General features: G+C 71.9%; 26 protein-coding genes and 1 riboswitch. Of the genes, 13 read left to right on the top strand and 13 right to left on the bottom strand.

What is annotated here, in order from left to right:
• The first annotated feature begins 8 nt into the window (after positions 1-8).
• The 6 genes from ENC19_RS07530 to ENC19_RS07505 all read left to right on the top strand — a co-directional run bounded on the left by ENC19_RS07530 (position 9) and on the right by ENC19_RS07505 (position 8,355).
• Entirely contained in the window at positions 9-2,198 is a 2,190-nt protein-coding gene (locus ENC19_RS07530; RefSeq protein WP_164446393.1) for a bifunctional glycosyltransferase/CDP-glycerol:glycerophosphate glycerophosphotransferase, read from the top strand.
• A 145-nt stretch (positions 2,199-2,343) separates the two neighbouring features.
• A complete protein-coding gene (locus ENC19_RS07525; protein WP_164446392.1) occupies positions 2,344-3,645 on the top strand; it encodes an ABC transporter ATP-binding protein in 1,302 nt (433 codons plus the stop codon).
• A 56-nt stretch (positions 3,646-3,701) separates the two neighbouring features.
• Entirely contained in the window at positions 3,702-4,166 is a 465-nt protein-coding gene (locus tag ENC19_RS07520) for a DUF4442 domain-containing protein (RefSeq protein WP_164446391.1), read from the top strand.
• Between the two features lie 408 nt (positions 4,167-4,574).
• Positions 4,575-5,159: a hypothetical protein gene (locus ENC19_RS07515; protein WP_164446390.1), complete on the top strand. Its 585-nt coding sequence runs from the start codon at positions 4,575-4,577 to the stop codon at positions 5,157-5,159.
• A gap of 71 nt (positions 5,160-5,230) precedes the next feature.
• Complete coding sequence (locus ENC19_RS07510; RefSeq protein ID WP_164446389.1) at positions 5,231-5,983, top strand: HAD family hydrolase; 753 nt, start codon at positions 5,231-5,233, stop codon at positions 5,981-5,983.
• Positions 5,980-8,355 carry a glycoside hydrolase family 65 protein gene (locus ENC19_RS07505; protein WP_164446388.1) on the top strand — a complete coding sequence of 792 codons (2,376 nt, stop codon included), beginning with the start codon at positions 5,980-5,982 and terminating at the stop codon, positions 8,353-8,355. Before ENC19_RS07510 ends, ENC19_RS07505 begins: the two co-directional genes overlap by 4 nt.
• A gap of 15 nt (positions 8,356-8,370) precedes the next feature.
• Here ENC19_RS07505 and ENC19_RS07500 read toward each other — a convergent pair whose 3' ends face one another.
• Complete coding sequence (locus ENC19_RS07500) at positions 8,371-8,550, bottom strand: hypothetical protein (RefSeq protein ID WP_164446387.1); 180 nt, start codon at positions 8,548-8,550, stop codon at positions 8,371-8,373.
• Positions 8,551-8,714: 164 nt separating this feature from the next.
• Between ENC19_RS07500 and ENC19_RS07495 the strand changes: the two genes are divergently transcribed.
• The gene (locus tag ENC19_RS07495) at positions 8,715-9,383 is read left to right on the top strand and encodes a dienelactone hydrolase family protein (RefSeq protein ID WP_164446386.1); all 669 of its coding nucleotides are present in this window, start codon (positions 8,715-8,717) and stop codon (positions 9,381-9,383) included.
• Positions 9,384-9,390: 7 nt separating this feature from the next.
• Here the strand turns inward: ENC19_RS07495 and ENC19_RS07490 are convergent, their stop codons facing one another.
• The 5 genes from ENC19_RS07490 to ENC19_RS07475 all read right to left on the bottom strand — a co-directional run bounded on the left by ENC19_RS07490 (position 9,391) and on the right by ENC19_RS07475 (position 12,604).
• Complete coding sequence (locus ENC19_RS07490; RefSeq protein ID WP_309246222.1) at positions 9,391-10,653, bottom strand: AI-2E family transporter; 1,263 nt, start codon at positions 10,651-10,653, stop codon at positions 9,391-9,393.
• Between the two features lie 104 nt (positions 10,654-10,757).
• Positions 10,758-11,024, bottom strand: a complete 267-nt coding sequence (locus tag ENC19_RS29960) for a hypothetical protein (protein ID WP_235944539.1) — start codon at positions 11,022-11,024, stop codon at positions 10,758-10,760.
• Positions 11,009-11,542, bottom strand: coding sequence for a hypothetical protein (locus tag ENC19_RS07485; RefSeq protein WP_235944537.1), 534 nt, complete (start codon positions 11,540-11,542; stop codon positions 11,009-11,011). Before ENC19_RS07485 ends, ENC19_RS29960 begins: the two co-directional genes overlap by 16 nt.
• Before the next feature lie 177 nt (positions 11,543-11,719).
• Positions 11,720-12,172 carry a hypothetical protein gene (locus ENC19_RS07480; RefSeq protein WP_164446385.1) on the bottom strand — a complete coding sequence of 151 codons (453 nt, stop codon included), beginning with the start codon at positions 12,170-12,172 and terminating at the stop codon, positions 11,720-11,722.
• A 96-nt stretch (positions 12,173-12,268) separates the two neighbouring features.
• A complete protein-coding gene (locus ENC19_RS07475; protein WP_164446384.1) occupies positions 12,269-12,604 on the bottom strand; it encodes a helix-turn-helix transcriptional regulator in 336 nt (111 codons plus the stop codon).
• A gap of 199 nt (positions 12,605-12,803) precedes the next feature.
• Here ENC19_RS07475 and ENC19_RS07470 point away from each other — a divergent pair, with 199 nt between their 5' ends.
• On the top strand, positions 12,804-13,502 hold the full coding sequence (locus tag ENC19_RS07470; RefSeq protein WP_164446383.1) for a carbonic anhydrase: 699 nt from the start codon (positions 12,804-12,806) through the stop codon (positions 13,500-13,502).
• An 85-nt stretch (positions 13,503-13,587) separates the two neighbouring features.
• Here ENC19_RS07470 and ENC19_RS07465 read toward each other — a convergent pair whose 3' ends face one another.
• The 3 genes from ENC19_RS07465 to ENC19_RS07455 form a co-directional block, all read right to left on the bottom strand.
• On the bottom strand, positions 13,588-14,604 hold the full coding sequence (locus tag ENC19_RS07465) for a coiled-coil domain-containing protein (protein WP_164446382.1): 1,017 nt from the start codon (positions 14,602-14,604) through the stop codon (positions 13,588-13,590).
• A gap of 3 nt (positions 14,605-14,607) precedes the next feature.
• Positions 14,608-14,739, bottom strand: a riboswitch (cyclic di-AMP (ydaO/yuaA leader).
• A gap of 166 nt (positions 14,740-14,905) precedes the next feature.
• A complete protein-coding gene (locus tag ENC19_RS07460) occupies positions 14,906-16,252 on the bottom strand; it encodes a YibE/F family protein (RefSeq protein WP_164446381.1) in 1,347 nt (448 codons plus the stop codon).
• Positions 16,253-16,533: 281 nt separating this feature from the next.
• Complete coding sequence (locus tag ENC19_RS07455; protein ID WP_099847797.1) at positions 16,534-16,830, bottom strand: metal-sensitive transcriptional regulator; 297 nt, start codon at positions 16,828-16,830, stop codon at positions 16,534-16,536.
• A 114-nt stretch (positions 16,831-16,944) separates the two neighbouring features.
• Here ENC19_RS07455 and ENC19_RS07450 point away from each other — a divergent pair, with 114 nt between their 5' ends.
• From ENC19_RS07450 to ENC19_RS07435, 4 genes are all read left to right on the top strand, one after another.
• The gene (locus ENC19_RS07450; protein WP_164446380.1) at positions 16,945-17,154 is read left to right on the top strand and encodes a heavy-metal-associated domain-containing protein; all 210 of its coding nucleotides are present in this window, start codon (positions 16,945-16,947) and stop codon (positions 17,152-17,154) included.
• A 33-nt stretch (positions 17,155-17,187) separates the two neighbouring features.
• Positions 17,188-18,183 carry a DUF748 domain-containing protein gene (locus ENC19_RS07445; RefSeq protein ID WP_164446379.1) on the top strand — a complete coding sequence of 332 codons (996 nt, stop codon included), beginning with the start codon at positions 17,188-17,190 and terminating at the stop codon, positions 18,181-18,183.
• Between the two features lie 11 nt (positions 18,184-18,194).
• The gene (locus tag ENC19_RS07440; protein ID WP_164446378.1) at positions 18,195-20,444 is read left to right on the top strand and encodes a heavy metal translocating P-type ATPase; all 2,250 of its coding nucleotides are present in this window, start codon (positions 18,195-18,197) and stop codon (positions 20,442-20,444) included.
• 69 nt (positions 20,445-20,513) lie between these two features.
• Positions 20,514-20,687, top strand: a complete 174-nt coding sequence (locus ENC19_RS07435) for a CsbD family protein (RefSeq protein ID WP_164446377.1) — start codon at positions 20,514-20,516, stop codon at positions 20,685-20,687.
• A gap of 52 nt (positions 20,688-20,739) precedes the next feature.
• Here the strand turns inward: ENC19_RS07435 and ENC19_RS07430 are convergent, their stop codons facing one another.
• On the bottom strand, positions 20,740-21,699 hold the full coding sequence (locus ENC19_RS07430; RefSeq protein WP_164446376.1) for a sensor histidine kinase: 960 nt from the start codon (positions 21,697-21,699) through the stop codon (positions 20,740-20,742).
• The gene (locus ENC19_RS07425; RefSeq protein WP_281602318.1) at positions 21,696-22,538 is read right to left on the bottom strand and encodes an MEDS domain-containing protein; all 843 of its coding nucleotides are present in this window, start codon (positions 22,536-22,538) and stop codon (positions 21,696-21,698) included. Before ENC19_RS07425 ends, ENC19_RS07430 begins: the two co-directional genes overlap by 4 nt.
• A 117-nt stretch (positions 22,539-22,655) precedes the next feature.
• Between ENC19_RS07425 and ENC19_RS07420 the strand changes: the two genes are divergently transcribed.
• A complete protein-coding gene (locus ENC19_RS07420) occupies positions 22,656-23,231 on the top strand; it encodes a sigma-70 family RNA polymerase sigma factor (RefSeq protein ID WP_166458165.1) in 576 nt (191 codons plus the stop codon).
• Between the two features lie 11 nt (positions 23,232-23,242).
• Here the strand turns inward: ENC19_RS07420 and ENC19_RS07415 are convergent, their stop codons facing one another.
• Both ENC19_RS07415 and ENC19_RS07410 read right to left on the bottom strand, forming a co-directional pair.
• On the bottom strand, positions 23,243-24,079 hold the full coding sequence (locus ENC19_RS07415; protein WP_164446375.1) for a zf-HC2 domain-containing protein: 837 nt from the start codon (positions 24,077-24,079) through the stop codon (positions 23,243-23,245).
• 119 nt (positions 24,080-24,198) lie between these two features.
• On the bottom strand, positions 24,199-24,825 hold the full coding sequence (locus ENC19_RS07410; RefSeq protein WP_164446374.1) for a universal stress protein: 627 nt from the start codon (positions 24,823-24,825) through the stop codon (positions 24,199-24,201).
• Positions 24,826-24,888: the final 63 nt, after the last annotated feature.

The raw sequence follows: 24,888 nt of genomic DNA, 5'->3' as shown, positions 1-24,888 counted from the left end.
CCGGGACGATGACGCTTGTCAGCTTCGTCGTCCCGGCCTATCGGGTGCAGGGCTACCTGCGGGAATGCCTGGACTCGATCCTCGCCCAACCGGTCGCCGACATCGAGGTGATCGGGATCGACGACTGCTCGCCCGACGGCAGCGGCGACATCCTCGCCGAGTACGCCGAGCGCGACGAGCGGGTGACCGCCGTACGACTGGAGCGCAACGTCGGGCTGGGACCGGCGCGTAACGTCGGGTTGGACCGGGCCACCGGCGAGTACCTCTGGTTCGTCGACGGCGACGACTGGCTGACGGCGGACTGCCTGGTCGAGGTGGCCGCCCGACTGCGCGAGACCCGGCCGGACGTGCTGCTGGTCGACCACGTACGCGCACACTGGGACGACACGGTGACCCGCAGCGCGATGGCCGAGGTCTTCCCCGTACCGCCGGGGCCGGCGACGTTCCGGCTGATCGAGCGGCCGGAGACGGTGAAACTGCTGCACACCGCGTGGAATCGGCTGGTCCGCCGGCAGTTCCTGACCGACGTGGGGCTGCGCTTCGCACCCGGCTGGTACGAGGACGTCTCGTTCAGCTATCCGGTGCTGCTGGCCGCCGACCGGATCGGCGTGCTGGACCAGGTCTGCCTGAACTACCGGCAGCGGCGGGCGGGGGCGATCACGAGAACCCGCGGCGAGCGTCACTTCGACGTGTTCGAGCAGTGGCACCGGGTGTTCCGGGAACTCGACCGGTTCGGTGCCGAGCAGCTGCGGCCGGCGATCTTCGAGCGGATGATGTGGCACTACCTGGTGGTGCTCGGCAACGGCGACCGGATCGGGCCGGAGCTGCGGCCGACCTTCTTCGCCCGGGTCGCCATCGAGCACGCCCGGTTCCGACCGCTCGACGGGCACCGGGTGCCGAGCGGGGTCGAAGGGCTCAAGCACCGGCTGGTGGCGGCCGGTCAGTGGCGTACGTTCAGCGCGTTGCGAGCCGCGAGCCGAGCGGGGGAAGCCGCCCGCCGGCTGGCCGGCCGGACCCGCCGACGGGTGCTGCCACCAGCCCGGCTCGGCGTGCGGCGGGCCCGCGACGCGGCGCTGCGCCAGTACCAGCGGGCCGAGCGACGCCGGCCGGTCGAGGACAACCTGGCCGTCTATGCCGCCTACTGGTACCGCGGCTACGCCTGCAATCCCGCCGCGATCTACGAAGCGGCCCGCCGGCTGGCACCGCAGGTCCGCGGCGTGTGGATCGTCCGGCGGGACCGAGTGCACACCCTGCCCGAGGGGGTGGAGTACGTGGTCGCGGGCACGCCCGCGTACCACCGGACGCTGGCGCGGGCCCGATGGCTGATAAACAACGTCAACTTCCCGGACTCGGTACGCAAGCGACCCGGCACGGTGCACGTGCAGACCCACCACGGCACCCCGGTCAAGGTGATGGGGCTGGACCAGCAGCGCTATCCGCTGGGCGCGGGCGGGATGGACTTCGCCGGCCTGCTGCGCCGGGTGGACCGGTGGGACTACAGCGTCACCTCGAACAGCTTCTCCACCCAGATGTGGGAACGCGCCTATCCGGCCGGGTACACCACACTGGAGGTGGGCTACCCGCGCAACGACCGGCTGGTCACCGCGACCGCCGAGGAGGTGCTGCGGCTGCGCGCGGAGTTCGACGCCGGCCTCGGTGAGCAGGTCGTGTTGTACGCGCCCACCCACCGGGAGCATCTGCCCCGGTACCGGCCGCCGTTCGACCCGGAGCGCTTCCTGGACGCGCTCGGCCCCGCCGGCCTGCTGCTGATGCGCAGTCACTACTTCCAGGACCGGAACCGGCAACGACCGCCTGCGGCGGCCCGTGGTCGCGTCCTGGACGTCAGTGCCCATCCCCGGGTCGAGGACCTGTACCTCGCCGCCGACGTGCTGGTCACCGACTACTCGTCGGCGATGTTCGACTACGCCGTCCTGGACCGGCCGATCGTCCTCTACGCGCCCGACTGGGACGCCTACCGGTTGACCCGGGGCGTCTACCTGGACATCGTCGCCGAGCCGCCCGGACCGGTGGCCCGGACCTTCACCGAGCTGCTCGACGTGTTCCGCTCGGGTGCGCTGCGCGCACCCGACGCCGAGCGGGCCCGGGCCCGCTTCCGGGAGCGGTTCTGCGCCCTGGAGGACGGGCGCGCCGCCGAGCGGGTGGTGCGCCGGGTGTTCCTCGGGGAGAACCCGGCCTGAGTTGGAAGTTCCGCACAATCGCCGCTAATCGATGGAACGTAATAGGTCTGTCACGATTCAAACATGGCACGTTTACCCGATGTGCCATCCGCATGATCCTGGCCACAGTCATTCGGGATTCCGTGGACGAGGTGGGGAGGAGACGGTGACCACCGTCGCACTCAAGGACGTCACGAAGGTTTTCCGCGACGGCACGGTCGCGGTCGACAGCATCAACCTGGACGTGAAGGACGGTGAGTTCATGGTGCTGCTCGGGCCGTCCGGCTGTGGGAAGTCGACGGTGCTGCGGATGGTCGCGGGCCTGGAGGACCCGACCTCCGGCGCGGTGATGCTCAACGGGGAACTGGCCAACGACCTGCCGCCCCGGGAGCGGAAGATCGCCATGGTCTTCCAGGACTTCGCGCTCTACCCGCACATGAGCGTCAACGACAACATCGCCTTCCCGCTCAAGCTGGCCGGGGTCGAGCCGACCCCGCGCGGCGAGCGGGTCACCGACGTGGCCAGCGCACTGGGCATCGGTGACGTGCTGGCCCGACGTCCCAGCCAGCTCTCCGGTGGCCAGCGGCAGCGGGTCGCGATGGGCCGGGCGATCGTCCGCCGGCCGGGGCTGTTCCTGATGGACGAGCCGCTGTCCAACCTGGACAGCGGGTTGCGCGCGGAGCTGCGGGCGGAGATCTCCGGGCTGACCCGCGAGCTGGGGGTCACCACCGTCTACGTGACGCACGACCAGGCCGAGGCGCTGACCATGGCCGACCGCGTCGCCATCATGCGCAAGGGTGTGCTCCAGGACGTGGGCACCCCGACCCAGGTGTACGGCCGGCCGGCGACCCTCTACGTGGCCGCGTTCCTGGGCAGCCCCCGGATGAACCTGCTGGAGGCGTCGGTCTACGTCCACCTCGATCGTTACGTCACCCTGACGCTCGGGGAACAGGCGCTCTACCTGCCCTGGGACGACATCCGCAGTCGGGCCGTGGCGCACTACCACGGCGAGCGGATCGTGGTCGGGATGCGAGCCGAGGCGCTCACCCCGGTCGCCCCGGACACCCCCGGTGACGTGCTCCAGGGTCGGATCCGCTACCTGGAACACCACGGCCACGAGTCGCTCGCCTTCCTCGACATCGGCGCGACCGCCATCATGGTGGACGACATCGGCGCCCCGGGGGACGCGGACGCGCCGCCCGGCCAGCGCGGCCTGCGCCGGTTCGGCCAGGTGATGCAGCGGATCACCGGCCGGGCCAGCGAGTCGACGACACCAGCGACCAACGGCACCCGGACCAGCGTGCTGCACGACCCGGGCCGGCACCACCGCCGCCCGGCCGAACTCGCGGTCCGGCTCGCCCCGTACCCTGCCGTCACCGCCGGCCACCCGCTCGCGGTCCAGGTACGCATGGACGCCCTGCACTTCTTCGACGAGCGCGGCGACCGCATCGACGTCGGCTGGCGCTGACCCCTGCCACGGTTCGCTCCTTGCCTGACGAAGTTACTGGCGGGTAGCTTGGCGGCATGACTATCGACTCGCGGCAGGTGGCGGCCGGCATGCTCGAGGCGGTGCCCTTCGCCCGTACGCTCGGCTTCGAATTCGTCGAGGTGGCCCCGGAGGCGGAGGGTTCGGTCCGGGCGGTGGTCCGGCTGCCCGACTCGCCGGCCACCCACAACCACATCGGTGGCCCGCACGCCGGGGCCATGTTCACCCTCGGGGAGACCGCCTCCGGTGCGGTGGTGCTCGCCGCCTTCGGTCACCTGCTCGACCGGGCCACGCCGCTGGCGGTGCGGGCGGAGATCGCGTACCGCAAGCTCGCCCTGGGCCCGGTGCGGGCGACGGCGCGGCTCGGCCGCGCGCCGGCCGAGGTGGTCGCGGAACTGGAGGCCGGCGAGCGACCCGAGTTTCCGGTACGCGTGGAGATCGCCACCGAGGAGGGCAAGCCGACCTCGGAGATGACCGTCATCTGGACCCTGCGCCCGAACTGACCCCCAAGCTGGCCCGACATGCGGCATGTCGGGCCCTGCTGTCCCGAGGATTGCCCGACATGCCGCAAGCTGGGGCCTGCCCGCGCCGAGACCGTCGAGGGTCGTCGATGTTGCCGGATGGGGCCCAAGCGTGTTGGAATGACTCATATCGCCGCAGCGCGGGGGCAAACGCGCTGAGCACGGCCAGCACGGGAGCAACCCAGTGCCGGTTGCGCATCGCTCGGGCACCTGCCTGCGCGCCGCTCACCTGGGCCAACTTCACCGGTCACACCTACCCGGGCACGGTGGTCCACCGGTCGTATCACCGGCTGCTGTCTTCGCGTCGACCGAGATGGTCGAGCGTCGACGCGCCGGAGGCGTCCCAGCGGTCCGCAACGCACAGAACCGGCGACGAGGTGAGAAACGATCATGATTTCCCGGGAGAGTTTCGCAAGGTGGTTCCGGCACCGCTACGTGTGGGCGGCGGCGATCCTGCTGGTGGTGTCGACAGGTGCCGTCGTGCTGGTCAACTCGGCCACGTCGAAATCGGAGCCGCCGGACCTGCACGGGCAGATCACGAACTGGATGCGTACCACGCTGGAGGAGGCGGACCCGGAGCAGCACAACCACGCCGGGCACGACATCCAGCAGGTGGCGAACGGGGAAGAGACCAAGCCCGCGGTGATCTGCGGAGTGCACGTCTACGGCTACGAGCCGGCCGAGGTCACCGTGCTCGCCGACGTGCGGACGGTCTACGGCTTCCACCTCTGCGGGGTCGCCGAGCAGGGGCGCCCGTGGGACTGGGCGGTCAAACTGGCCGGCCCGGTGATCATCGACATGTCCACCGAACCCGCGGACATCCAGGTGGTCGAGGCGACCGAGGACACCAGGTTCATCGACCGGCTGCGGCAGATGTTCCCGGCCAAGTACGCGGAGCTGGCGGAGAAGGAGGCGCTGGAGCCGTCCGAGATGGCCGATCTACGCCGCCGGTACGACTCCGCGGCCGGACTCTGATCAACCCCGGGGCCGCGCCGGTATCAGCGGAAGTGTGTTTGCCGGTCCGCGTCCGCGGATAGATTGATACGATGCTCGGCCTGCCTGATCATGTGACCGCTGTTCTGTTCGACCTCGACGGTGTGCTCACGCAGACCGCCCGGGTGCACAACGCCGCCTGGACCGAGACGTTCGACGACTACCTGCGCCGGCGGTCGGCCACCACCGGTGAGCCGTACCGGCCGTTCGATCCGGGGCCGGACTATCACCGGTACGTCGACGGTCGCCCGCGTCTCGACGGGGTGCGGACCTTCCTCGCCTCCCGTGGCATCACCCTGCCCGAGGGCGCACCGGAGGACCCACCGGGTGCCCAGACCGTGCACGGCCTCGGCAACCAGAAGAACGCCATGGTGCTTGAGCGGATCCGCACGATCGGGGTGGACGTCTATCCCGGCTCGGTCGCGTACCTCAGGGCGGTGGCCGCGGCGGGGCTGCGGCGGGCGGTCGTCACGGCCAGCGCCAACGGCCGTGAGGTGGTCGCCGCCGCCGGCCTGGAGCCGCTGTTGGAGGCCCGGGTGGACGGCCTCACCGCCCGAGCCGAGGGGCTACGCGGCAAGCCGTACCCGGACACGTTCCTCGCCGGAGCGAAACTGCTCGACGTGGTGCCGGAGAAGGCAGCCGTCGTCGAGGACGCGTTGGCCGGCGTCGAAGCCGGCCGGGCCGGCGGTTTCGGGTACGTGATCGGCGTGGACCGGGCCGGCCACGCCGACGAGCTGCGCGCGCACGGTGCCGACGTGGTGGTCGACGACCTCGCCGACCTGCTCGACACCGGGCGGCCCGAGTGATCCGGGAGCGGGCGTACCCGGTCGAACCGTGGCACGTCCGGGAGACCCGGCTGGACATGGACGTGCTCGCCCAGTCCGAATCGGTGTTCGCGCTCTCCAACGGACACGTCGGCCTGCGCGGAAACCTGGACGAGGGTGAGCCGCACGGGCTGCCCGGCACCTACCTCAACTCGTTCTACGAGCTGCGGCCCCTGCCGTACGCGGAGGCCGGGTTCGGCTTCCCCGAGTCCGGCCAGACCATCGTCAACGTCACGAACGGCAAGCTCATCCGACTGATGGTCGACGACGAGCCGCTCGACGTGCGCTACGGCGAGGTGCTCGCCCACGAGCGGATCCTCGACATGCGCGCCGGCACCCTGCACCGGTCGCTGCACTGGCGCTCGCCGGCCGGCCGCGAGGTCCGGGTGAACACCACCCGGCTGGTCTCCTTCCGGCAGCGCTCGGTGGCCGCGGTCCGCTACGAGGTGGAGGTGGCCGACGACAAGCCGCTGCGGTTGATCATCCAGTCGGAACTGGTGGCCAACGAGACGTTGCCACCGCAGAGCCGCGACCCGCGCGTCGCCGCCGTGCTGGAGTCGCCGTTGCAGGCGGAGGAGGAGCTGACCACTCCCGCCGGTGGGCTGCTGATCCACCAGACCAAGGTCTCCGGGCTGCGGGTCGCCGCCGCCATGGACCACGAGGTGGCCTCGCCGGCCCGCACATCCGTCGGCTCCGAAGGCTACGAGGACTGGGTCCGTACCACCGTGGCCTGCGTGCTGGAGCCGGGACAGAAGCTCCAGGTGGTCAAGTACCTGACCTACGGCTGGTCCAGTCGGCGTTCCCTGCCGGCGCTGCGCGACCAGGTCGGTGCCGCCCTGGCCGCGGCCAAGCTGGACGGCTGGGACGGGCTGGTCCGTGAGCAGCGGGAGTACCTGGACGAGTTCTGGGACGCCGCCGACGTCGTGGTGGACGGGGATCCGGAGGTGCAGCAGGCGGTCCGGTTCGGCCTGTTCCACGTGCTCCAGGCAGGCGCGCGGGCGGAACGCCGACCCATCTCGGCCAAGGGACTCACCGGCCCCGGGTACGACGGGCACGCCTTCTGGGACACCGAGATGTTCGTCCTGCCGGTGCTGACATACACCCACCCGGCCGCCGTACGGGATGCGCTGTACTGGCGTTTCTCCACTCTGGAGCAGGCCCGGGAACGGGCACGCACCCTCAATCTGGCCGGTGCCGCCTTTCCATGGCGCACCATCGAGGGGCCGGAGTCCTCCGGGTACTGGCCGGCGGGCACCGCGGCGTTCCACATCGCAGCGGGCATCGCCGACGCGCTGCGGCGCTACGTGCTGGCGACCGGCGATCGGCAACTGGAGCGGGAGATCGGGCTGGAACTGCTGGTGGAGACCGCGCGGCTGTGGCGCTCGCTCGGGCACCACGACCGCGCCGGCAACTTCCACGTCGACGGGGTCACCGGTCCCGACGAGTACACCGCCGTCAAGAACGACAACATCTACACGAACCTGATGGCCCAGCGGAACCTGCTGACCGCCGCCGAGGCGGCGTCGCGGTACCGCGACGAGGCGTTCCACCTCCGGGTGACCGACGAGGAGGCCGCCGCGTGGCGGGACGCCGCCGCGGCCATGCACATCCCGTACGACGAGGAGCTGCGCGTCCACCAGCAGGTGGAGGGTTTCACCCGGTTGCAGGAGTGGGACTTCGAGCAGACCCCACCGGACAAGTATCCGTTGCTGTTGCACTATCCGTACTTCGACCTGTACCGCAAGCAGGTGATCAAGCAGGCCGACCTGGAGCTGGCCATGCACTGGCGGGGCGACGCCTTCACCAGCGAGGAGAAGCTGCGCAACTTCCTCTACTACGAGCGCCGTACGGTCCGCGACTCGTCACTGTCGGCCTGCACCCAGGCGGTGCTGGCGGCGGAGGTCGGTTACGCCGATCTGGCGCACAGCTATCTGCGTGAGGCCGCGCTGATGGACCTGCACGACCTGAACGAGAACACCCGGGACGGGGTGCACATGGCATCGCTCGCGGGTGCCTGGATCGCCCTGGTCGCCGGATTCGGCGGCCTGCGGGACCACGACGGGACGCTGTCGTTCGCGCCGAGCCTGTCCAGCCGGCTCAACGCCCTGTCCTTCTCGCTCCAGTGGTGCGGCATGCGGCTGCGGGTCGACGTACGCGGCCACGACACGACGTACGCCCTGCACCACGCCGCTCCGGACGCGGTCATCGAGCTGAGTCACCACGGCAAACCGGTGCGCGTCACCTGCGACGAGCCGGTGACCGTGCCGAATCCGCCGCCGCGTACGGACCTGCCGACGCCGGAGCAGGCGCCCGGTCGGGCACCCCTGCTCCGGCTGCCGGAAAACCCGGCCTGACCCGCTACCGCGTCGTCAGATGGGCTCGCCCTGGGAAGGGCGCCCGGTGGCGTCGTGGGGCGTCCTCGCCCGGGGATCGTCGGCCGAACGCGCCTGGGCCGCGTCGTCCGCCCAGTCCCGTCCGCGCCGGTCGTCCTGTTCCCGCCGGTCACGTTCGGCGGCGGACTGCACGGGCTCGCGCTGGTGATGCGCCATGACGGTCCTCGCGATCTGTCGGCGGCGCCGGTGACGCCGGTCCGTCTCTGGTCACCCGTCGGCTACCCGGCGCCCCCCGGCGCAAACCCACTCGCCGCGTTCCCGGGGCTTGTTGTCGGTCGGGCCGGGTATCCGGGCGGGTGAGACACCTCAGGGGAGGCGAGATGGACGTGCGCGGCGAAGCGGTGACGATCCCGGCGGGCGGGGTCCTGCTCCCGGCGGACCTGCTGGTGCCGGCGGAGCCCGTCGGTGCGGTGCTGTTCGCGCACGGCAGCGGCAGCTCCCGGCACAGCCCGCGCAACGCGACGGTGGCGCACCAGCTCAACGGGGCGGGGCTCGGCACCGTCCTGGTGGATCTACTGACTCCGGCCGAGGACGAACTGGACGCGGTCACCGCCGAGCTGCGCTTCGACATCGGCCTGCTGGCCGACCGTCTCGCCGGGATCGTGGACTGGCTGGCCACCGAGCGGCCGTTCGGGGCGAGCCCGGTAGGTCTCTTCGGCGCGAGCACGGGAGCCGCCGCCGCGCTCGTCGCCGCCGCGCGACGACCTGATCTGGTACGCGCGGTGGTGTCCCGCGGTGGTCGTCCCGACCTGGCCGGCTCCGCGCTGGGCCAGGTGCGCGCCGCCACCCTGCTGCTCGTCGGTGGTCTCGACGAGCAGGTGATCACGCTCAACGAACATGCGCTCGGTCAACTGACGTCCCGATCCGAGCTGCGCGTGATTCCGGGTGCGACGCACCTGTTCGAGGAGCCGGGCACGCTGGACCAGGTCGCCGAGGCGGCAGCCGGTTGGTTCCACGACCACCTGCACCCGCAACCCGCCTCCGCCTGACACACCCTCAGGCGGGCTCGGGATCGGGTCCGGCCGGCGACGTCGATGGTCCGGAGGGCGACGGTCCGGAGGGCGACGATCCCGAGGGGGCGGTCGACGGGCGGGACGGTGCCTTCTTCGATGGCGGCGAGTCGGGAGCCGGTGGGCCGGACGCCGAGTCGGATGCGTCCGCGGCGGCCTGCCGTTGACGCTGGACGCTGTCGACGACCCGCCAGGCGACCGCAACGATCGGAACCGCCACGAAGGCGCCCGCGATGCCGGCGATGAGGGTGCCGGCGGTCACCGCGACCAGGATCACCACCGGATGCAGCCGTACCTGGCGCTTCATCACCAGCGGCTCCAGCAGGTTGCCCTCGATCTGCTGGACGGCGATCACGGCGGCCAGGGTGAGCAGGGCGGTGGTGGGCCCGTTGGCGGCCAGTGCCACCAGCACCGCGACCGCGCCGGCCACGGTGGCACCGACGATCGGCACGAACCCGCCGATGAACGTGATCAACGCCAGCGGGAACGCCAGCGGCACCCTGAGCAGTACCAGCGCCAGGCCGATACCGATGGCGTCGATGGCCGCGATCAGCATGGTGCCCCGGCTGTACGAGCCGAGGGTGTGCCAGCCGGTGCGACCCGCCTCGGCGGCGATGTCCCGATTGGGCCCGGCGGCTCGGCGCAACGTCCAGCGCCACATCTCCCGGCCGTCCTTGAGCAGGAAGAACAGCAGCACCAGGGCGAGCAGGATCGAGCCGACCACCTCGGCCACCGTGCGGGCGCTGGCGACCGGGTCCACCTGCTGCTGGCTGATCGCCTGGCGCAACTGGGCGAGCAGGCTGTCCAGCTGTTGGTCACTGACCGGCAGGGTGGAGGTGACGAAGTCCCGGGTGCGCTCCAGCCCCTGACGCAGTTCCTCGCCCAACTCGCTGAACTGGTCGGCGGTCAGACTCCACACGAGCGCGCCGACGCCGCCCAGGATGCCGAGCAGGAGCAGGACGCTGAGCAGCGCGGCGAGCGCGGCCGGCAGCCGCAGGCGACGCAACGCCAGTTGCACCGGATCGAGCAGCGCGGCGAGGAAGAGGGTCGCGGCCACGGCGATGGCCAGCGGGGTGACCAGCAGCGTGATCCGGGCCAGCAGGTAGAGCCCGGCGGAGATCACTACCAGGCAGGCGCTCCACACCACCGCGGATCGCACCAGCCAGGGCAGGGCGGCCCAGGTCTGGCGCGGTCCGGCGCCCCGCACCGCCGTCTTGTCGGGCTGGTTCCCGTCATCGCTTGCGACCACGTCGGCCCTCCTCAGTGTCCGGCGTGGTCGGTACCCGGTCGACGTCCTTCCGACACTAGTTGCCGGCGACCGGCCCGGAGGGTGTTCGGCTCGCGAGACCCGACTCAGTACGCGGCGACCGGTGCCCGGCCGACGACCGCCGGGATCTCCCGGGTCTGCTCGGCGGCGCCGGGTGTGGTCAGCGGCAGGACCGACTCGCGCTCCTCCACCACCGGCACCAGTGCGGCGGCCGCTTCCTCGCGCAGACTGCGGGCCGCCGCGGCGGCGAGTTCCGCGGCCCGCCAGGTGGCCTGCTCCCGTTCCCGGGCCGCCCGCTGCCGGGCGAGGAGGTGGTCGCGTACCGCCCGGCGCAGCATCAACTCCTGCTCCACCGGGTGCAACCGGGGATCCCAGCCGCGATGCGCGAAGACGTCGCTGAGCTGCTCCACTGACAGCTCCCGCCGCCAGTACGCGTCCAGGGCGGCCCGGTGCAGCCAGCGCTCCCGGTCGGCGTACTCGGCGGGGTGCGGGCGGTCTGCGGCAACGGCATGCCGGCGGCGCGGGAGAGCCGGCGTACGTCCGCCTCGGCCGCCTCGTACGACCGCCACGCCTGCTCGGTCTCGTCCTGTGCGGCGAGCCACTCGTCGCGCCGGTGCCGTGCCGTGGCGTCGGCCCGGTCCGCCGCGATCGTGACCTCCTCGGCCCAGCGCTCCTGGTCACGTCGGTGCTCGGCGTGGTCTGGCCGGCTCGGCAGGGCGGCCTCGCGGATGCGGACGCCGGCGTCGAAGCGGAAGAGTCGGGGTCGTAGCAGCAGGCCGGTGACGGCGAGGGTCACCACGCCGAGCAGGCCCAGCCAGATGGCCGCGGCCCGGGGCGCGTCGAGCAGAACGGAGGACAGGGCGGTACGCATCATCAACACCTCGCGGTCGGGATGAGTCGTCGACTGTGGTGGACGCGGGTCGTGACGGCGGGGTAGGTGCCCGGGACGCGGCTGATGCCGTTGCAGGCCGGCCGGATCGGGCTCGCCGGGATGGTCCCGGCATCACCATGGCAGTGACGCGGTGAGTCGGCTGGTCGCCTGGGTCCGCTAGGCGTCTGGCCAGCGCGGCGGCGTCACCTGCTCGATCGGTCGGCCGGACCGCCGTCGGTCAGCCGGTGGGTGGGCCGCGTCGGGTCGATTCGCCCGCGCGGACGGCGGGCACCGGGGCGACGCGGTGACCGGCCTGGACGGCGGCAGCCGATGTGCCGTCGGTGCCTGCGGGCCCGACCGGAGCACTGGTGGCCGGCTCCGCCGCTGGCCGGCGTCGACCGCCCGCTCGGGCCCGACGGTGGGCCGGACCGCCACGGCGGTGGGCGGTGCGCCGAGGGTGACGGTGGCGCTCGGTGGTGAAACAGCGGTGGACCGGGTCGGCGGATCGGCCGCGACGGCCCCGCCGAGACCGACGGCGAGCACCAGTGACGCCAGCGCCAGTCGGGTCAGCTCGCGCAGTGCGCACAGCGTCGCCGGCCACAGTGGACGGGCGAACGCGGGAGACGGCACGGAACCCAACCTATCCCGCCTTCGGCGGGACCGCAGCGCCGCGATCGTTCGGGGTGGGTGAAGCGCGCCACGTCGTCCGACCAGATGTCCGTCGACTCATCCCTCGGCGGTGCCGGTGACCTGTTCCTTGGTGAAGAGGGCCAGCAGATCACCGACCTCGTGGTCGGCCTCCGCCGGGTGCCGGAACCGTCCGGCGGGGTTCAGGGTGTACTCGTTGCGCCGACCCACCCGGGTGCGATGCAGGTAGCCGCCGGCCTCCAGGTCGGCGACGATCGCTTGGGCGGCACGTTCCGTGACGCCGACCTCGGTCGCGACGTCCCGTAGCCGGGCGGTGGGGTTACGGGCGATGGCGAGCAGGACGTGCGCGTGGTTCGTGAGAAACGTCCAGTTTCGCGCGTTTTCCCGTCCGTCAGTGCTCGCCATGTCCGCCATCGTATGACCTGCCGTTCGGCTACTTCGGCTCGCGCCGTCGCCGACGCCGGCCCGGCCGAGCGCAAGCGTCGACTGATGCATGAAATACATATCACGTATAGCTTGACGTGCGTTAGGTCGCGTGTGACCGTGATGGCAGCCCGTGACCAGCGTCGGCCGGGATGACCAGGCATTCCTCCCAGAGACGAGGTGCAGCCGGATGAGTCGACCCGGAACGCTCGGTCCGCAACCCGGTCCGGACCGCGAGGTGCTCAGCGCGGATCATCCCGGTGCCCCGCAGCGGGCCCTCGCCGAACTGCTCGCCGGCAACCGTCGATTCGTCACCGACGCGCTGCGGCATCCCAACCAGAACGCCGGGCGTCGGGCCGCCGTCGCGACCGAGCAGCATCCCTTCGCGGTGATCGTCGGCTGTTCCGACTCCCGGCTCGCCGCCGAGATCATCTTCGATCGCGGGCTGGGTGACCTCTTCGTGGTCCGTACCGCCGGGCACACCGTCGGGCCGGAGGTGCTGGGCAGCGTGGAGTACGCGGTGGCCGTGCTGCGTACGCCGCTGGTGGTGGTGCTGGGCCACGACTCGTGCGGCGCCGTCCAGGCGGCCCGCGAGGCACTGGCCACCGACACCACGCCCCCCGGGCATCTGGGCGCCGTGGTCGACGCGGTGGTGCCGAGCCTGCGCCGAGCACAGGACGCCGGGGTGCACGAGCTGGACGAGATCGTCGACATCCACATCGCGCGTACCGTCGAGACGATGCTGGACTCCTCGGCGACCCTCGCGGCGGAGGTGGCCGCCGGGCGATGCGCGGTGGTCGGCATGTCCTACCGGCTGGCCGCCGGTGAGGTGCGGGCGGTGGCCGCGGAACCCGCCGAACTGACCGGCGCGATGGCGACCGCGCCCTGATCCGCGACCGACGACGACGTCCTGAACGACGAGGGCCGTCCCACCACGGTTGGTGGGACGGCCCTCGGCGCGTCGTGTCGGGCGATCAGAGCAGTGACACGTGCACGTGGTCGGTGTGGTTGGACGGTCCGCTGTAGGAACTCCAGCGCTCCGTCGCCGCGAACCAGATCTGCCGGTTCCAGATCACGTAGTAGACGCCCAGCCGGTCGGCGTTGCGGACCAGGAAGGCCGCCAGGTTGTTGCCGTAGATCCGGGTGTCGTTGTTGTGCCACGGGCTGAAGCCGCTGTTCTGCAACGACCAGTCGCAGGCCCGGCCCTTGGGGTGCTCGAACTTGTCACCCGGTCGGAAGCAGCCGACGAACCGGTTGAACCCGGCCCGCTTGACCTCCTTGTACATGTGCAGCGTCCGGGGCGTGATGCAGCCCGACGTGGTGGGGTCGTTCTGGCTGCACGACTCGGGCTTCCAGCCGCCGTCCGAGGACCGGTTCGGCCCGATCCGGGCCACCGGCGAGGTGGCGTCCACCAGTCCGCCGGTCAGGCCGACACCGCCGACCAGCCGGAGGGACTTCTCCGCCTCGCTCTTCTTGCGCGCCATGTCGTTGGTCAGCTTCTTCTGCTCGCGCACCTCGGCGTCGAGCGCGAGCTTGGCCTGCTCGGCACGGAGCTTGATCGCGTTGACCTCGCCCAGCTTCTTGTCGTTCACCAGGTTCAGCTCGTCAAGCGCGGAGGCCCGGTTGATGAACGAGTCCGGTGCGCTGCTCTGCAACAACATGGCGATCGCGCCGACCCGGCCGGTCCGGTAGGACTGGGTGGCGATCTGGGCGACCTGCGGGGAGAGCGCGTCCAGGTCGGCCTGAGCGGAGCGGACCTCGACCGCCAGTCGGAGCTGGCGCTTCTTGGACTTCTCCAGCTTGGCCTTGGCCTTGGAGTAGTCCCGGGTGGTCGCCTCGATCAGATCGTTGAGCATCGGCGGGTCGTCGTCGTGCTCCGCCGGTTTGGGGTCGTTCGGCGCGGCCGTGGCCGGCATCGGACCGGCGAACACGGCGAACGCGGCGAGCACGGCCACCACGGGTGTCAACCAGCGGCGTAGGGGTGCCGTCACTGTTTTCCCTTCCATCGACCGCCGACCGGGTTAGCTGACGGGTTCGGGACGGAAGTGGCCCCTACCGCTTTCGCGGATTCACCCCACCTACCTGGGTCCCCGGCTCGCCCGAGGGCGATTGGGCGGTGGCACCGCAGGCGCCGCTGCGCGCCTTCGGCGGTGACCGGCAGTGAGGTTACCCGACAGTCTATCTGTGCTTCTACGCCCCGAACCCGACGAGATGCGTCATTTCGTAATCGCTTTGAGTGACCAGCGACACGGTTTCGAGCCGCATCGGCAGGGGCGGTCACGTTGAGGAGTGTCACCATGTGGTGTCCGTGCTCCTGTCCGGGTCGGGCCACCCCGAGGGGGTGGCGGGGGACGTGTTGCGGGTGGGTGGGGTGCTCAGCGCGCGGAGCGCCTCGGCCCGGTCCGTCGCCGGCCGGGGGACCAGGGGGGTGGGTTCACCCGTGTGGGCGCCGGCCTCGCCGCGTCCGGCGGTCGTGACGACCGCCGCCAGCGCCGTGGTCAGCGGTACCGCGGCGATCAGCCCGAGCGTGGCCACCACGCTTCGGACGATCTCCGTGGTGAGGAACTCGCTGGTCAGGATCTGGCCCAGCGCGCGGGAGTCCGCGGTCAGCAGGAGCAGCAGTGGCAGCGAGGCGCCGGCGTACGCCAGCACGATGGTGTTCACCACCGAGGCGATGTGGGCCCGCCCGACCCGGGTGGCCGAGCGGTACAGCTCCCGACGGGAGAGGTTCGGGTTGGCGTGACGCAGCTCGTTGACCGCGGCGGCCTGGGTGACCGTGACGTCGTCGAGCACGCCCAGCGAGCCGATGATGATGCCGGCGAGCAGCAGGCCGTGCAGGTCGACGTCGGCGCGGAACATGGACAGGGTGGTGGCGTCCTCGCTGCCGAATCCGGTCAGGTGGGTGGCCCCGGTGGCGGCCAGCCCGAGCAGGCCGGTGAGGACCAGACTGGCGAGCGTGCCGAGTACGGCCACCGAGGTCTGCGCGGAGATGCCGTGGGTCAGGTACAGCACCACGAACATGATCAACGAGGCGCCGACGATGGCGACCGCGAGCGGCGGCCGGCCGGCGCTGATGCCGGGCAGCACGAAGGTCAGCAGGATCGCGAAGCTGGCCGCCAGGCCACCCAGCGCCGCCAGGCCCCGTAGCCGCCCGAAGGCGACGATGGCGGCGGCGAAGAGCACGGCCAGCCACACCAGCGGCTTGCCGCGCTGGTGTTCGGCGATGTTGTAGGTGCTGACCGACGGGTCCTCCGGGTCGATCAGCGAGACCAGGATGATGTCGTCGCCGACGTCGATGCGGGGTGCTCCCGGCCCGGTCGGGATGGGCGTCTGCACCTCCTGGCCGGCGTCCGGGCCGGTCTGCACCCGCACGGTGACCGTGCCGCAGGGGCCCGCCGCGGTCGTCGGTGTGCCCTCGGGCACCACCGGGTTGGGCGGGCAGGGCTCGCTCACCACCCGGGTGACCGTGCCGTGGTAGCGGGGGGTGTCGTCGGTGGCCTCGGGACGTGGGGCGTCCCGGGGCCAGAGCACGATCGCGGCGACCAGGGTGGCGAGGAAGAGGGGGACCACCGTCACGACGAGGATCCGCCGCACCCGGGGCGGGGTGGGCGGAGCGGAACGGGTGTGGTCGGCGCCCATTCAGTGTCTCCCAACGATTTCAGGGCTGAGTACGTGTCGATGGGCGAGACGGTTCACTGCCGCCGGACGACCGTGTCGAAGGGCAGCCCGAATGGCCGGAAGGTGGCGGGGTGGCTGCGTACCGTGAGCTGTGGAGGGGTTCGCGACGGCGGCGGGGGTAGGGGCGGGTGCCCGCCGGCGACCTCGGGCCGCGCGGCACGGATTTCGGCTGGCCATCGTGTGCGAATGGTAACCAGCCCGACCTCCCGACGCCGTTCGCGAGGGTATGTCGGCGGGTCGGGTCAGCCGCGCTTCATGAGCCGGCCCACGGCGGCCATCATCTCGGTCGCCATCTCGTCGGCGCGCCCCTCGGCGGCACCTTCGTGCATGCAGTGCCGGGCGTGCCCGTCGAGCAGACCGAGGGCGACCTTGTCCAGCGCGGCCTGGATGGCGGAGATCTGGGTGAGCACGTCGATGCAGTAGCGATCGTCGTCGACCATCTTCTCGATGCCGCGCACCTGGCCCTCGACGCGGCGCAGCCGGGCCAGGAGTTGGTCCTTGCTGGCGGTGTAACCACGGATCGGCGCGGGTGTGCTCATGCCGACAAGAATAGCCTACCCCCAGGGGGTATGGTACGGTCGTTTCCACGGATACCCCCGGTGGGTATCGGGTGGGTTCTCGGCCCACCCTGGTGAGCTGGTGAGGAGAGTTCCATGGTCAGCACGACGTACCAGGTGCAGGGCATGACCTGCGGGCACTGCGTCAACGCGGTCAGCACCGAGATTGGTGCGATCGAGGGAGTCAGCGACGTCCAGGTGGACCTGGCCACCGGTCAGGTGATCGTCACCAGTGACCAACCGCTCTCCGGTGACGCGGTGCGTGCCGCGGTGGACGAGGCCGGATACGAGCTGGTCGGCGCCTGAGCCGGCCGGCAGGCGGAAACCGAGGAGTCGAGCATGAACACGGCGACGAGGCTGAGCGGTTTCGTGCTCGGCCTGGCGGCGGTCTTCGGCGCGGCGTACGGGGTGGGGCAGCTGGCCGGCCCGGTGAACGTGCTCGCCGCCGACCACGACAGCGAGGGTGCCGGTCACGGGGTTGACGTCCGCGCCGAGGGCGACACCGGCCGAGCGGCGGGGCCGGTCGGGCACGGGGAAGGGGAGGCTGGGCACCTGCCCGGCGGTTTGCTCGTCTCCGACCGTGGCTACACCCTGGTGCCGGTCGACGCCCCGCCGGGTGAATTCGCGTTCCGGATCACCGGGCCCGACGGCCGTCCCGTGACCGGATACGACTTCAGCCACGACGAACGGATGCACCTCATCGTGGCCCGCCGCGACCTGTCCGGCTTCCGGCACGTCCATCCGGAGCTGGCCGCAGACGGCACCTGGCGGATCGCCTCGCCGCTGGATTCCCCGGGGGTGTGGCGGGCCTTCGCGGACTTCACCCCGACCGGTGGCGCACCCCTGACGCTCGGCGTCGACGTGACCGTCCCCGGCGCGCTGACCGAGCGAGGACTGCCCGCTCCGGCGAGCAGCGCCACCGTCGACGGTTACACGATCACCCTCGCCGGCACCCCACGGCCCGGGCACTCCACCACGCTGACGTTGACCGTCAACCGCGACGGCGCGCCGGTGACCGATCTGGAGCCGTACCTCGGCGCGTACGGTCACCTGGTCGCGCTGCGCCGGGGCGACCTCGCCTACCTGCACGTACACCCCGAGGGTGCCCCGGGCGACGGGCGGACCGCCCCCGGACCGCAGGTCAGCTTCGCCACCGAGTTCCCCTCGGCCGGCACGTACCGGCTCTACCTCGACTTCCGTCACCGGGGCGTGGTGCGTACCGCCGAGTTCACCGTGCGGGTCGGTGACCCGGGCGCTGCCGCCGCGCCGGCCGACGAGCACGCCACCCCCGGCACCGAGGACGGGCACGGCAGCCCCGGGCACGGGCACGACTGACGGGACCAACCATGAGCACGAGCCGACCCCTGACCACCGCGCCGCACCTGATCGAGCTGGCCATCGGCGGGATGACCTGCGCGTCCTGCGCCGCCCGGATCGAGAAGAAGCTCAACCGGATGGACGGCGTGCGGGCCACCGTCAACTACGCCACCGAGAAGGCGACGGTCTCCTACGCCGATCCGGTCACCCCGGACGACCTGGTCGCCACGGTCGAGAAGACCGGCTACCAGGCCAGCCTGCCGCCACCGCCCACCCCGGCCGGGCCGGCAGCCGCCGAACCGGTGGACCCGCTGCCCGCCCTGCGTACCCGGTTGTGGGTCTCGGTGGCGCTGAGCGTCCCGGTGATCGCGCTGGCCATGGTGCCGGCCTGGCAGTTCACCTACTGGCAGTGGCTGTCGCTGACCCTGGCCGCCCCGGTGGTGGTCTACGGCGGGCTGCCCTTCCACCGGGCCGCGCTGGTCAACCTGCGGCACGGCGCCGCGACCATGGACACCCTGGTGTCGCTGGGCACGCTGGCCGCCCTGGGCTGGTCGGTGTGGGCACTGTTCCTCGGCACCGCCGGCACCCCGGGAATGACCCACCCGTTCAGTTTCGACATCGGCCGCACCGACGGCTCCGGCAACATCTATCTGGAGGCGGCCGCCGGGGTGACCACCTTCATCCTCGCCGGCCGCTACTTCGAGGCGCGGGCGAAGCGCACCGCCGGGGCGGCCCTGCGGGCCCTGCTGGAACTGGGCGCCCGGGACGTGTCCGTGCTGCGTGACGGGGTGGAGACCCGGATCCCGGTCGACCAGCTCGCGGTGGGCGACCGCTTCGTGGTGCGGCCCGGCGAGAAGATCGCCACCGACGGGACGGTGGAGGAGGGTTCCTCGGCGGTCGACGCCAGCCTGGTCACCGGTGAGTCGGTGCCCGTCGAGGTGGGCACGGGCGACGCGGTGATCGGCGGCTGCGTCAACGCCGGTGGGCGACTGGTGGTCACCGCGACCCGGGTCGGTGCCGACACCCAACTCGCCCAGATGGCCCGCCTGGTCGAGCAGGCGCAGAGCGGCAAGGCCGCCGCCCAGCGGCTCGCCGACCGCATCTCCGGGGTCTTCGTGCCGATCGTGATCGCGCTGGCCGCCGGCACGCTCGGCTGGTGGCTGGGTGCCGGTGCCGGACCGGCCGCCGCGTTCACCGCCGCCGTGGCTGTGCTGATCATCGCCTGTCCGTGCGCCCTTGGCCTGGCCACACCGACCGCGTTGCTGGTCGGCACCGGCCGTGGCGCACAGCTCGGCGTCCTGATCAAGGGGCCCGAGGCGCTGGAGTCCACCCGGCGGGTGGACACCGTGGTGCTCGACAAGACCGGCACCGTGACCACCGGCCGGATGAGTCTGCTCGCGGTGACCCCCGCCGACGGGGAGCGACGCGACGAGGTGCTGCGGTTGGCCGCCGCCCTGGAGAGCGGCTCGGAGCACCCGGTCGCCCGGGCGGTGGTGGCCGGCGCCGCCGAGGTCGGCGCGCTGCCGCCGGTCATCGACTTCGCCAACGTGGCCGGGTTGGGCGTCACCGGCACCGTGGACGGCCGTCAGGTGCTGCTCGGCCGGGGCCGGCTGTTGCGCGAGCGGGGTCTGGTCGTACCGGACGACCTTGCCCGGGCAGCGACCGACGCGGAGGCGGTGGGGCGCACGGCGGTGCTGGTGGGCTGGGACGGCCGGGCCCGGGGCCTGCTCGCCGTCGCCGACCAGGTGAAGCCGACCAGCCGGGAGGCGGTGCGGCGGTTGCGCGCACTCGGCCTGAAACCGGTGCTGCTCACCGGCGACAATGCCACGGTCGCCCGGGCGGTGGCCGCCGAGGTGGGCGTCGACGAGGTGATCGCGGAGGTGCTGCCGACGGAGAAGGTCGAGGTGGTCGCCCGGTTGCAGGGCGAGGGCCGGGTGGTCGCGATGGTCGGCGACGGGGTCAACGACGCCGCCGCGCTGGCTCGGGCGGACCTCGGCCTGGCGATGGGCACCGGCACCGACGTGGCGATCGAGGCGTCCGACCTGACTCTCGTCCGGGACGACCTGCTGGCCGCGGTGGACGCCATCCGGCTGGCCCGCAGCACCCTCGCCACCATCAAGGGCAACCTGTTCTGGGCGTTCGCCTACAACGTGGCGGCCCTGCCGCTGGCCGCCGCCGGGCTGCTCAACCCGATGATCGCGGGGGCGGCGATGGCGTTCTCGTCGGTGTTCGTGGTGGCCAACAGCCTCAGGCTGCGCCGGTTCCGCCCGGTTTCCTGAATTCCGGTTGGTCGCCGCCGGGCTGGGTACCTGAGTGGACGTAGCGGCAAAAACCTCCGGGAGGCTGACATGGGCGTCGAGGACAAGTTCGACAACACCGCCGAGAACACCGGTGGCAAGATCAAGGAAGGCGTGGGTCGCGCCACCGACGACGAGCGTCTGGAGGCCGAGGGCCGTAGCGACCAGATGAGCGCCAACCTCAAGCAGGCCGGCGAGAAGATCAAGGACGCGTTCCGTAAGTAGTACTCGACATTGACGCCGGGTCGGCCTACGCCGGCCCGGCGTTCGCCTGTGCTCAGGCGCCCAGCGGTCGACCAGCGGTGAGTCGGAGGGTGAACCCCTCGGCGTCGCGATGGTAGGTGACGTGGTTGCAGGACTGGTGGGTGATCCACAGGCCCAACCCGCCCGGCGTCCCGTTGGCCGACGGCAGCAGCCCGGCGTACGGATCCTGTGGCCCGCTACCGGCATCGCTGACGGTGGCCACGATCCGGTCCGCGCCCACCCACACCCGGAACCGGACCGGGGGACGGCCGTGCCGCAGCCCGTTGGTGACGGTTTCGCTGACCGCGACGACGAAGTCGTCGAACTCGTCGTCCGGTAACCCGCCCTGGCCGACCTGGTGCACGGCCGCGCGAGCCTGCGCCGCAGTCGGGCCGAGCAGATCGACGAGGGGCGGGGCCGCCTGGATCGGGTCGGGTGGCATCGGGCGAACCTGGCGTAGGAACGTCTCCGGGGCGACGTAGTCGCCACTCGGCACGTGCCGCCCGTCGGCGGTGGCGAAGCACGGGTGGGTGGCGGCGACGTCGGCCAGCACGCCGGGTGCGGTGGTCCGGGTGTCGTACGCGCACATGCTCCACAACGGCCAGTCGTCGTACGCGCGGTTGATCGCCGACTCGTACCGGGCCCACCAGTCCCAGGTGGGGCCGAGACCGAGCGACGGCACCTCGCCGATGATCCGGATCTGGGTGGCGCCGTCGGCGACCAGATCGGCGAGGAGCTGGCGGTACATCCGGATGGCGGCGGTGGGCCGGCCGTAGACGTCACCGCCGGACAGGAACTCGACCTTCGTGTCGGCGGGCAACGCGGCGCGGACCAGGTTGCCGGTGCGTTCGCCGAGCGCGACAAAGGTGGGCTCGTTCGCCTCGACGCCGCCGACCAGGAACGGCACCACGACGGCGAGCAGTTCCTCGTCGGAGCCGTAACAGACAGCCTCGTGGAAATAGCCGGTGCGTCCGGCGGCCGCGCCGGTCCTCACCGGGCCACCTCCACCCGCACGTCGGGCAGGTCCAACAGGGCGGCGAGCCGGGCCACCCCGGGGCGGGCGGCCCGCAGCACGACGGTCGCGTGTCGGTCCCTGGCGTACTCGCTCAGGTGGATGAGCGCCCGGTGGTCGAGGAAGCGGAGCCCGTGGGCGTCCAGCACCAGTTCGTCCTCGACGGGTCGCAGATCCGCGCGGTCGAGGGCGGTGCGGAACAGGTCGTGGTTGGACGGGTCCAGCTCACCGGCGAGAGCGGTCTGTCCCTGGCGCAGCGGTACGGCGTACAACCGGAACAGCAGCTGGCCGAGGTTGTGTTCCGGGTGCAGGCAGGCCAACTCGGCGACCGCCGGCTCACCCAGCCGTGAGCGGTCGTAGGCGCACATGGCCCGGAACGCCTCGGTGCGCATCATCTCGTTCACCCGCTGCTCGTAACGGGCGAACGCGTCGCGTTGAGCGGGGGTACGGACCAGCTCGGTGGCGTCGGCGGCCACCCGCAGGCCGGTGTATCCGTCGGCCACCGCCTCCTGGGTGGCGCTGCGGTAGGCCGTCACCTGACTCGCCGGATCGATCGTCGCCGTGCTGCCGTACGCGCCGTCGAGGGAGCGGACCTGGGCGGCACCCGACAGCAGTGCGTCGGCGAAATCCCGGGTACCGAGCAACTGGTCCCGGACCGGCTCGGCGGGACCGGAGACGACGAACCACACCCGCTCGCCGGCCGCCAACCCGGCGCGGAGGAACTCCACGGCGTGGGTCATGAACCCGGCCGGGTCGTCGTAGGCCCAGCACAGGTGCCGGTACCGCGGCTGGTCAGTCAGCACGGCACTCCGCTCGCTCACGTGAGGTGCCCCATCAGTGCATTCTACGGCGTCGTCCGAGGCGGGCCCCAGATGCAGGTCCTGCGGTTGTCGTCCCGGCCGGGAACCAACCGACGGTTTCGACCGACCAATACGGCGATGACAGCCGTGACCGACGACATCAGCGGATATGCGCTTGCCGCAGGCCGGGGCGACCACGCCGCCGCGGCGGCTTTCGTGCGGGCCACGCAGCACGACGTACGGCGGTTCCTGTCCCACCTGCCCGGCGTCCGGGAGGTCGACGACCTGGTCCAGGAGACGTACCTGCGGGCCTGGCGGGCACTGCCGTCGTTCGCGGGTCGGTCGACGGCACGGACCTGGCTGCTGGCCATCGCCCGCCGGGTCGCGGTGGACCAGGTACGCGCCGCCACCTGCCGGCCACGGACCGCCAACCTCGGCGACTGGCAGGCGGCCGCCGAGAGCACGCCGACCGGAGTACGCGCCGGGGTGGACGAGCAGGTGGTGCTGCATCGGCTGCTCGACGGCCTCGCGCCCGAGCGTCGGGAGGCGTTCGTGGCGACCCAACTGCTCGGCCTGTCGTACGCCGAGGCCGCGAAGGTGTGTGACGTGCCGGTCGGCACCATCCGGTCCCGCGTGGCCCGGGCCCGGGAGGACCTGGTCGCGGCGATCCGGCCGGTCGAGCAGCCGACCGACCGCCCTGGTGCCGCCGGCTGAGCCATCTGTCGTCAGGCGACCCGCCGCTGGTCACGGTCGCCGTCGCCCCGGCCGGCGCCGCTACCGGCCCGGGCCGGCCCGTGGTGCGCCTGAGCCGAGTATGGCGGCAGCAGCCGCAGCGGCGCGGGCTCGTCGACCTCGTCGAGGCGTAGCCGCCAGCGGGACCGTTCCGGTTGGTGTCGGTCGCCCGGTTCGCCGGGCTGGCGGGAGCTACGCGCCAGCAGCACCGTGAACAGGTAGCCGACCACCAGAAAGCCGTGGCTCACCAGCCGTTCCACCGCGACCTGCGAGGCGACGAGGTCGTTGACCGACAGCAGCACCAGGGTCACCACGAAGGCACCGAGCATCGGCAGCAGCCCCGACGGCGAGGTGCGGCGCAACGCGACGAAGAGGAACCCCGCGCCCACCGCGACGTTCCAGGCGGCGGACTCGTGCCACAGGTGCTGGCCGTTGGCGTGCAGGTGCGCGGCGACCTCGGCCCGGCCGATCTGCGCCAGCCCGAGCACCAGTTGCACGGCACCGAGCAGACCCAGCGCGGCGCGCAGCGCGTTGACCAGGGTGAGTCGCCCACCAGCCGCCGGCCACAGGCGTCCCGGCACCCCGGTGGGGGTGAGCGTACGCCGGCCTCGCCGTGGCGGCGGCGCGGCGGCAAGGATCGCCTCGGTCAGATCCGGCTGTGCGGTCACCACCCGGGTACGTGCCCGGCGGGTCACCCTCGCCGCCGAGTCCAGCCAGGTCCGGCAACCGGCGCACGTCTCCAGGTGCTCGCCGACCCTGCGCTGCTCGTCCGCCGTGACCTCACCGTCCAACTGCGCCGACAGAATCTCCCGCCACTGCTCACACCGCATGTACCAATAGTCGCTCCCCGGGCCGGCATGGTTCCCGGCCGGGACCGACGGAACCGGCCGACGCCGAGGTCAGCGCCGCCCAGGTGCCGCTCGGTGTGGCGCGAGGTCGTTCGTCGACGTCACCGACCGGGCAGACTGCCGAGCAGCACGGCCCGCGTCGACCGGTGGGTGAGGCCCTCGGCGACGCTGCCGAGCAAGCGGTCGCCGATCCCGTGTCCGTGTCGGCCGACCACCAGCAGGTCCACCTCTCGGTCGTCGGCGACCGTGAGCAGGGCGTCGACGGGATGGCCGGTGACGATCGCGGTGGTGGGCCGGGGCAGCCCTTCCGGCAGCCCGGCGGCCCGTTCATCGATCATGCGACGGGCCCGCTCGTGCTCCCGCCGGGACTCGGCGTCGGACAGGTCGGGGCTGGTGACGGTGACCAGGACGAGTTCACTCGTGCTCCCGGTGAGGGTGCGGGCGATGGCCCGCAGCGCCCGGTCGGAGTGCTCGGAACCGTCCACGCCCACCAGCACCCGCAGCCCGGTGCCGACCGCCTCGGACGGTCGGTGGCGTACGTCGACCATCTGCGGACGGGCCCGGCCCCGCTCGACGGCGATCGGCACGAACAGCGGCCCGAGCAGCGCGCCCACCAGATACCAGAGCGGGCTGCGGTGCCCGCCACGAGTGACGAAGAGCGCCGCCGTGCCCAGACCGACGGCCAGCCACAACACCGCCACCAGTGCCAGATACCACCACTCAGACACAGGGCACCTCGCCGACGATTCGGGGCGTGGACGCGGTCAAAACGAGTGCCGCCATGCCCAGGA

Origin of the sequence: Verrucosispora sioxanthis, assembly GCF_010560025.1 — a bacterium.
Lineage (GTDB): Bacteria > Actinomycetota > Actinomycetes > Mycobacteriales > Micromonosporaceae > Micromonospora > Micromonospora palythoicola.
This window is presented reverse-complemented; position numbering and strand designations above follow the sequence as displayed.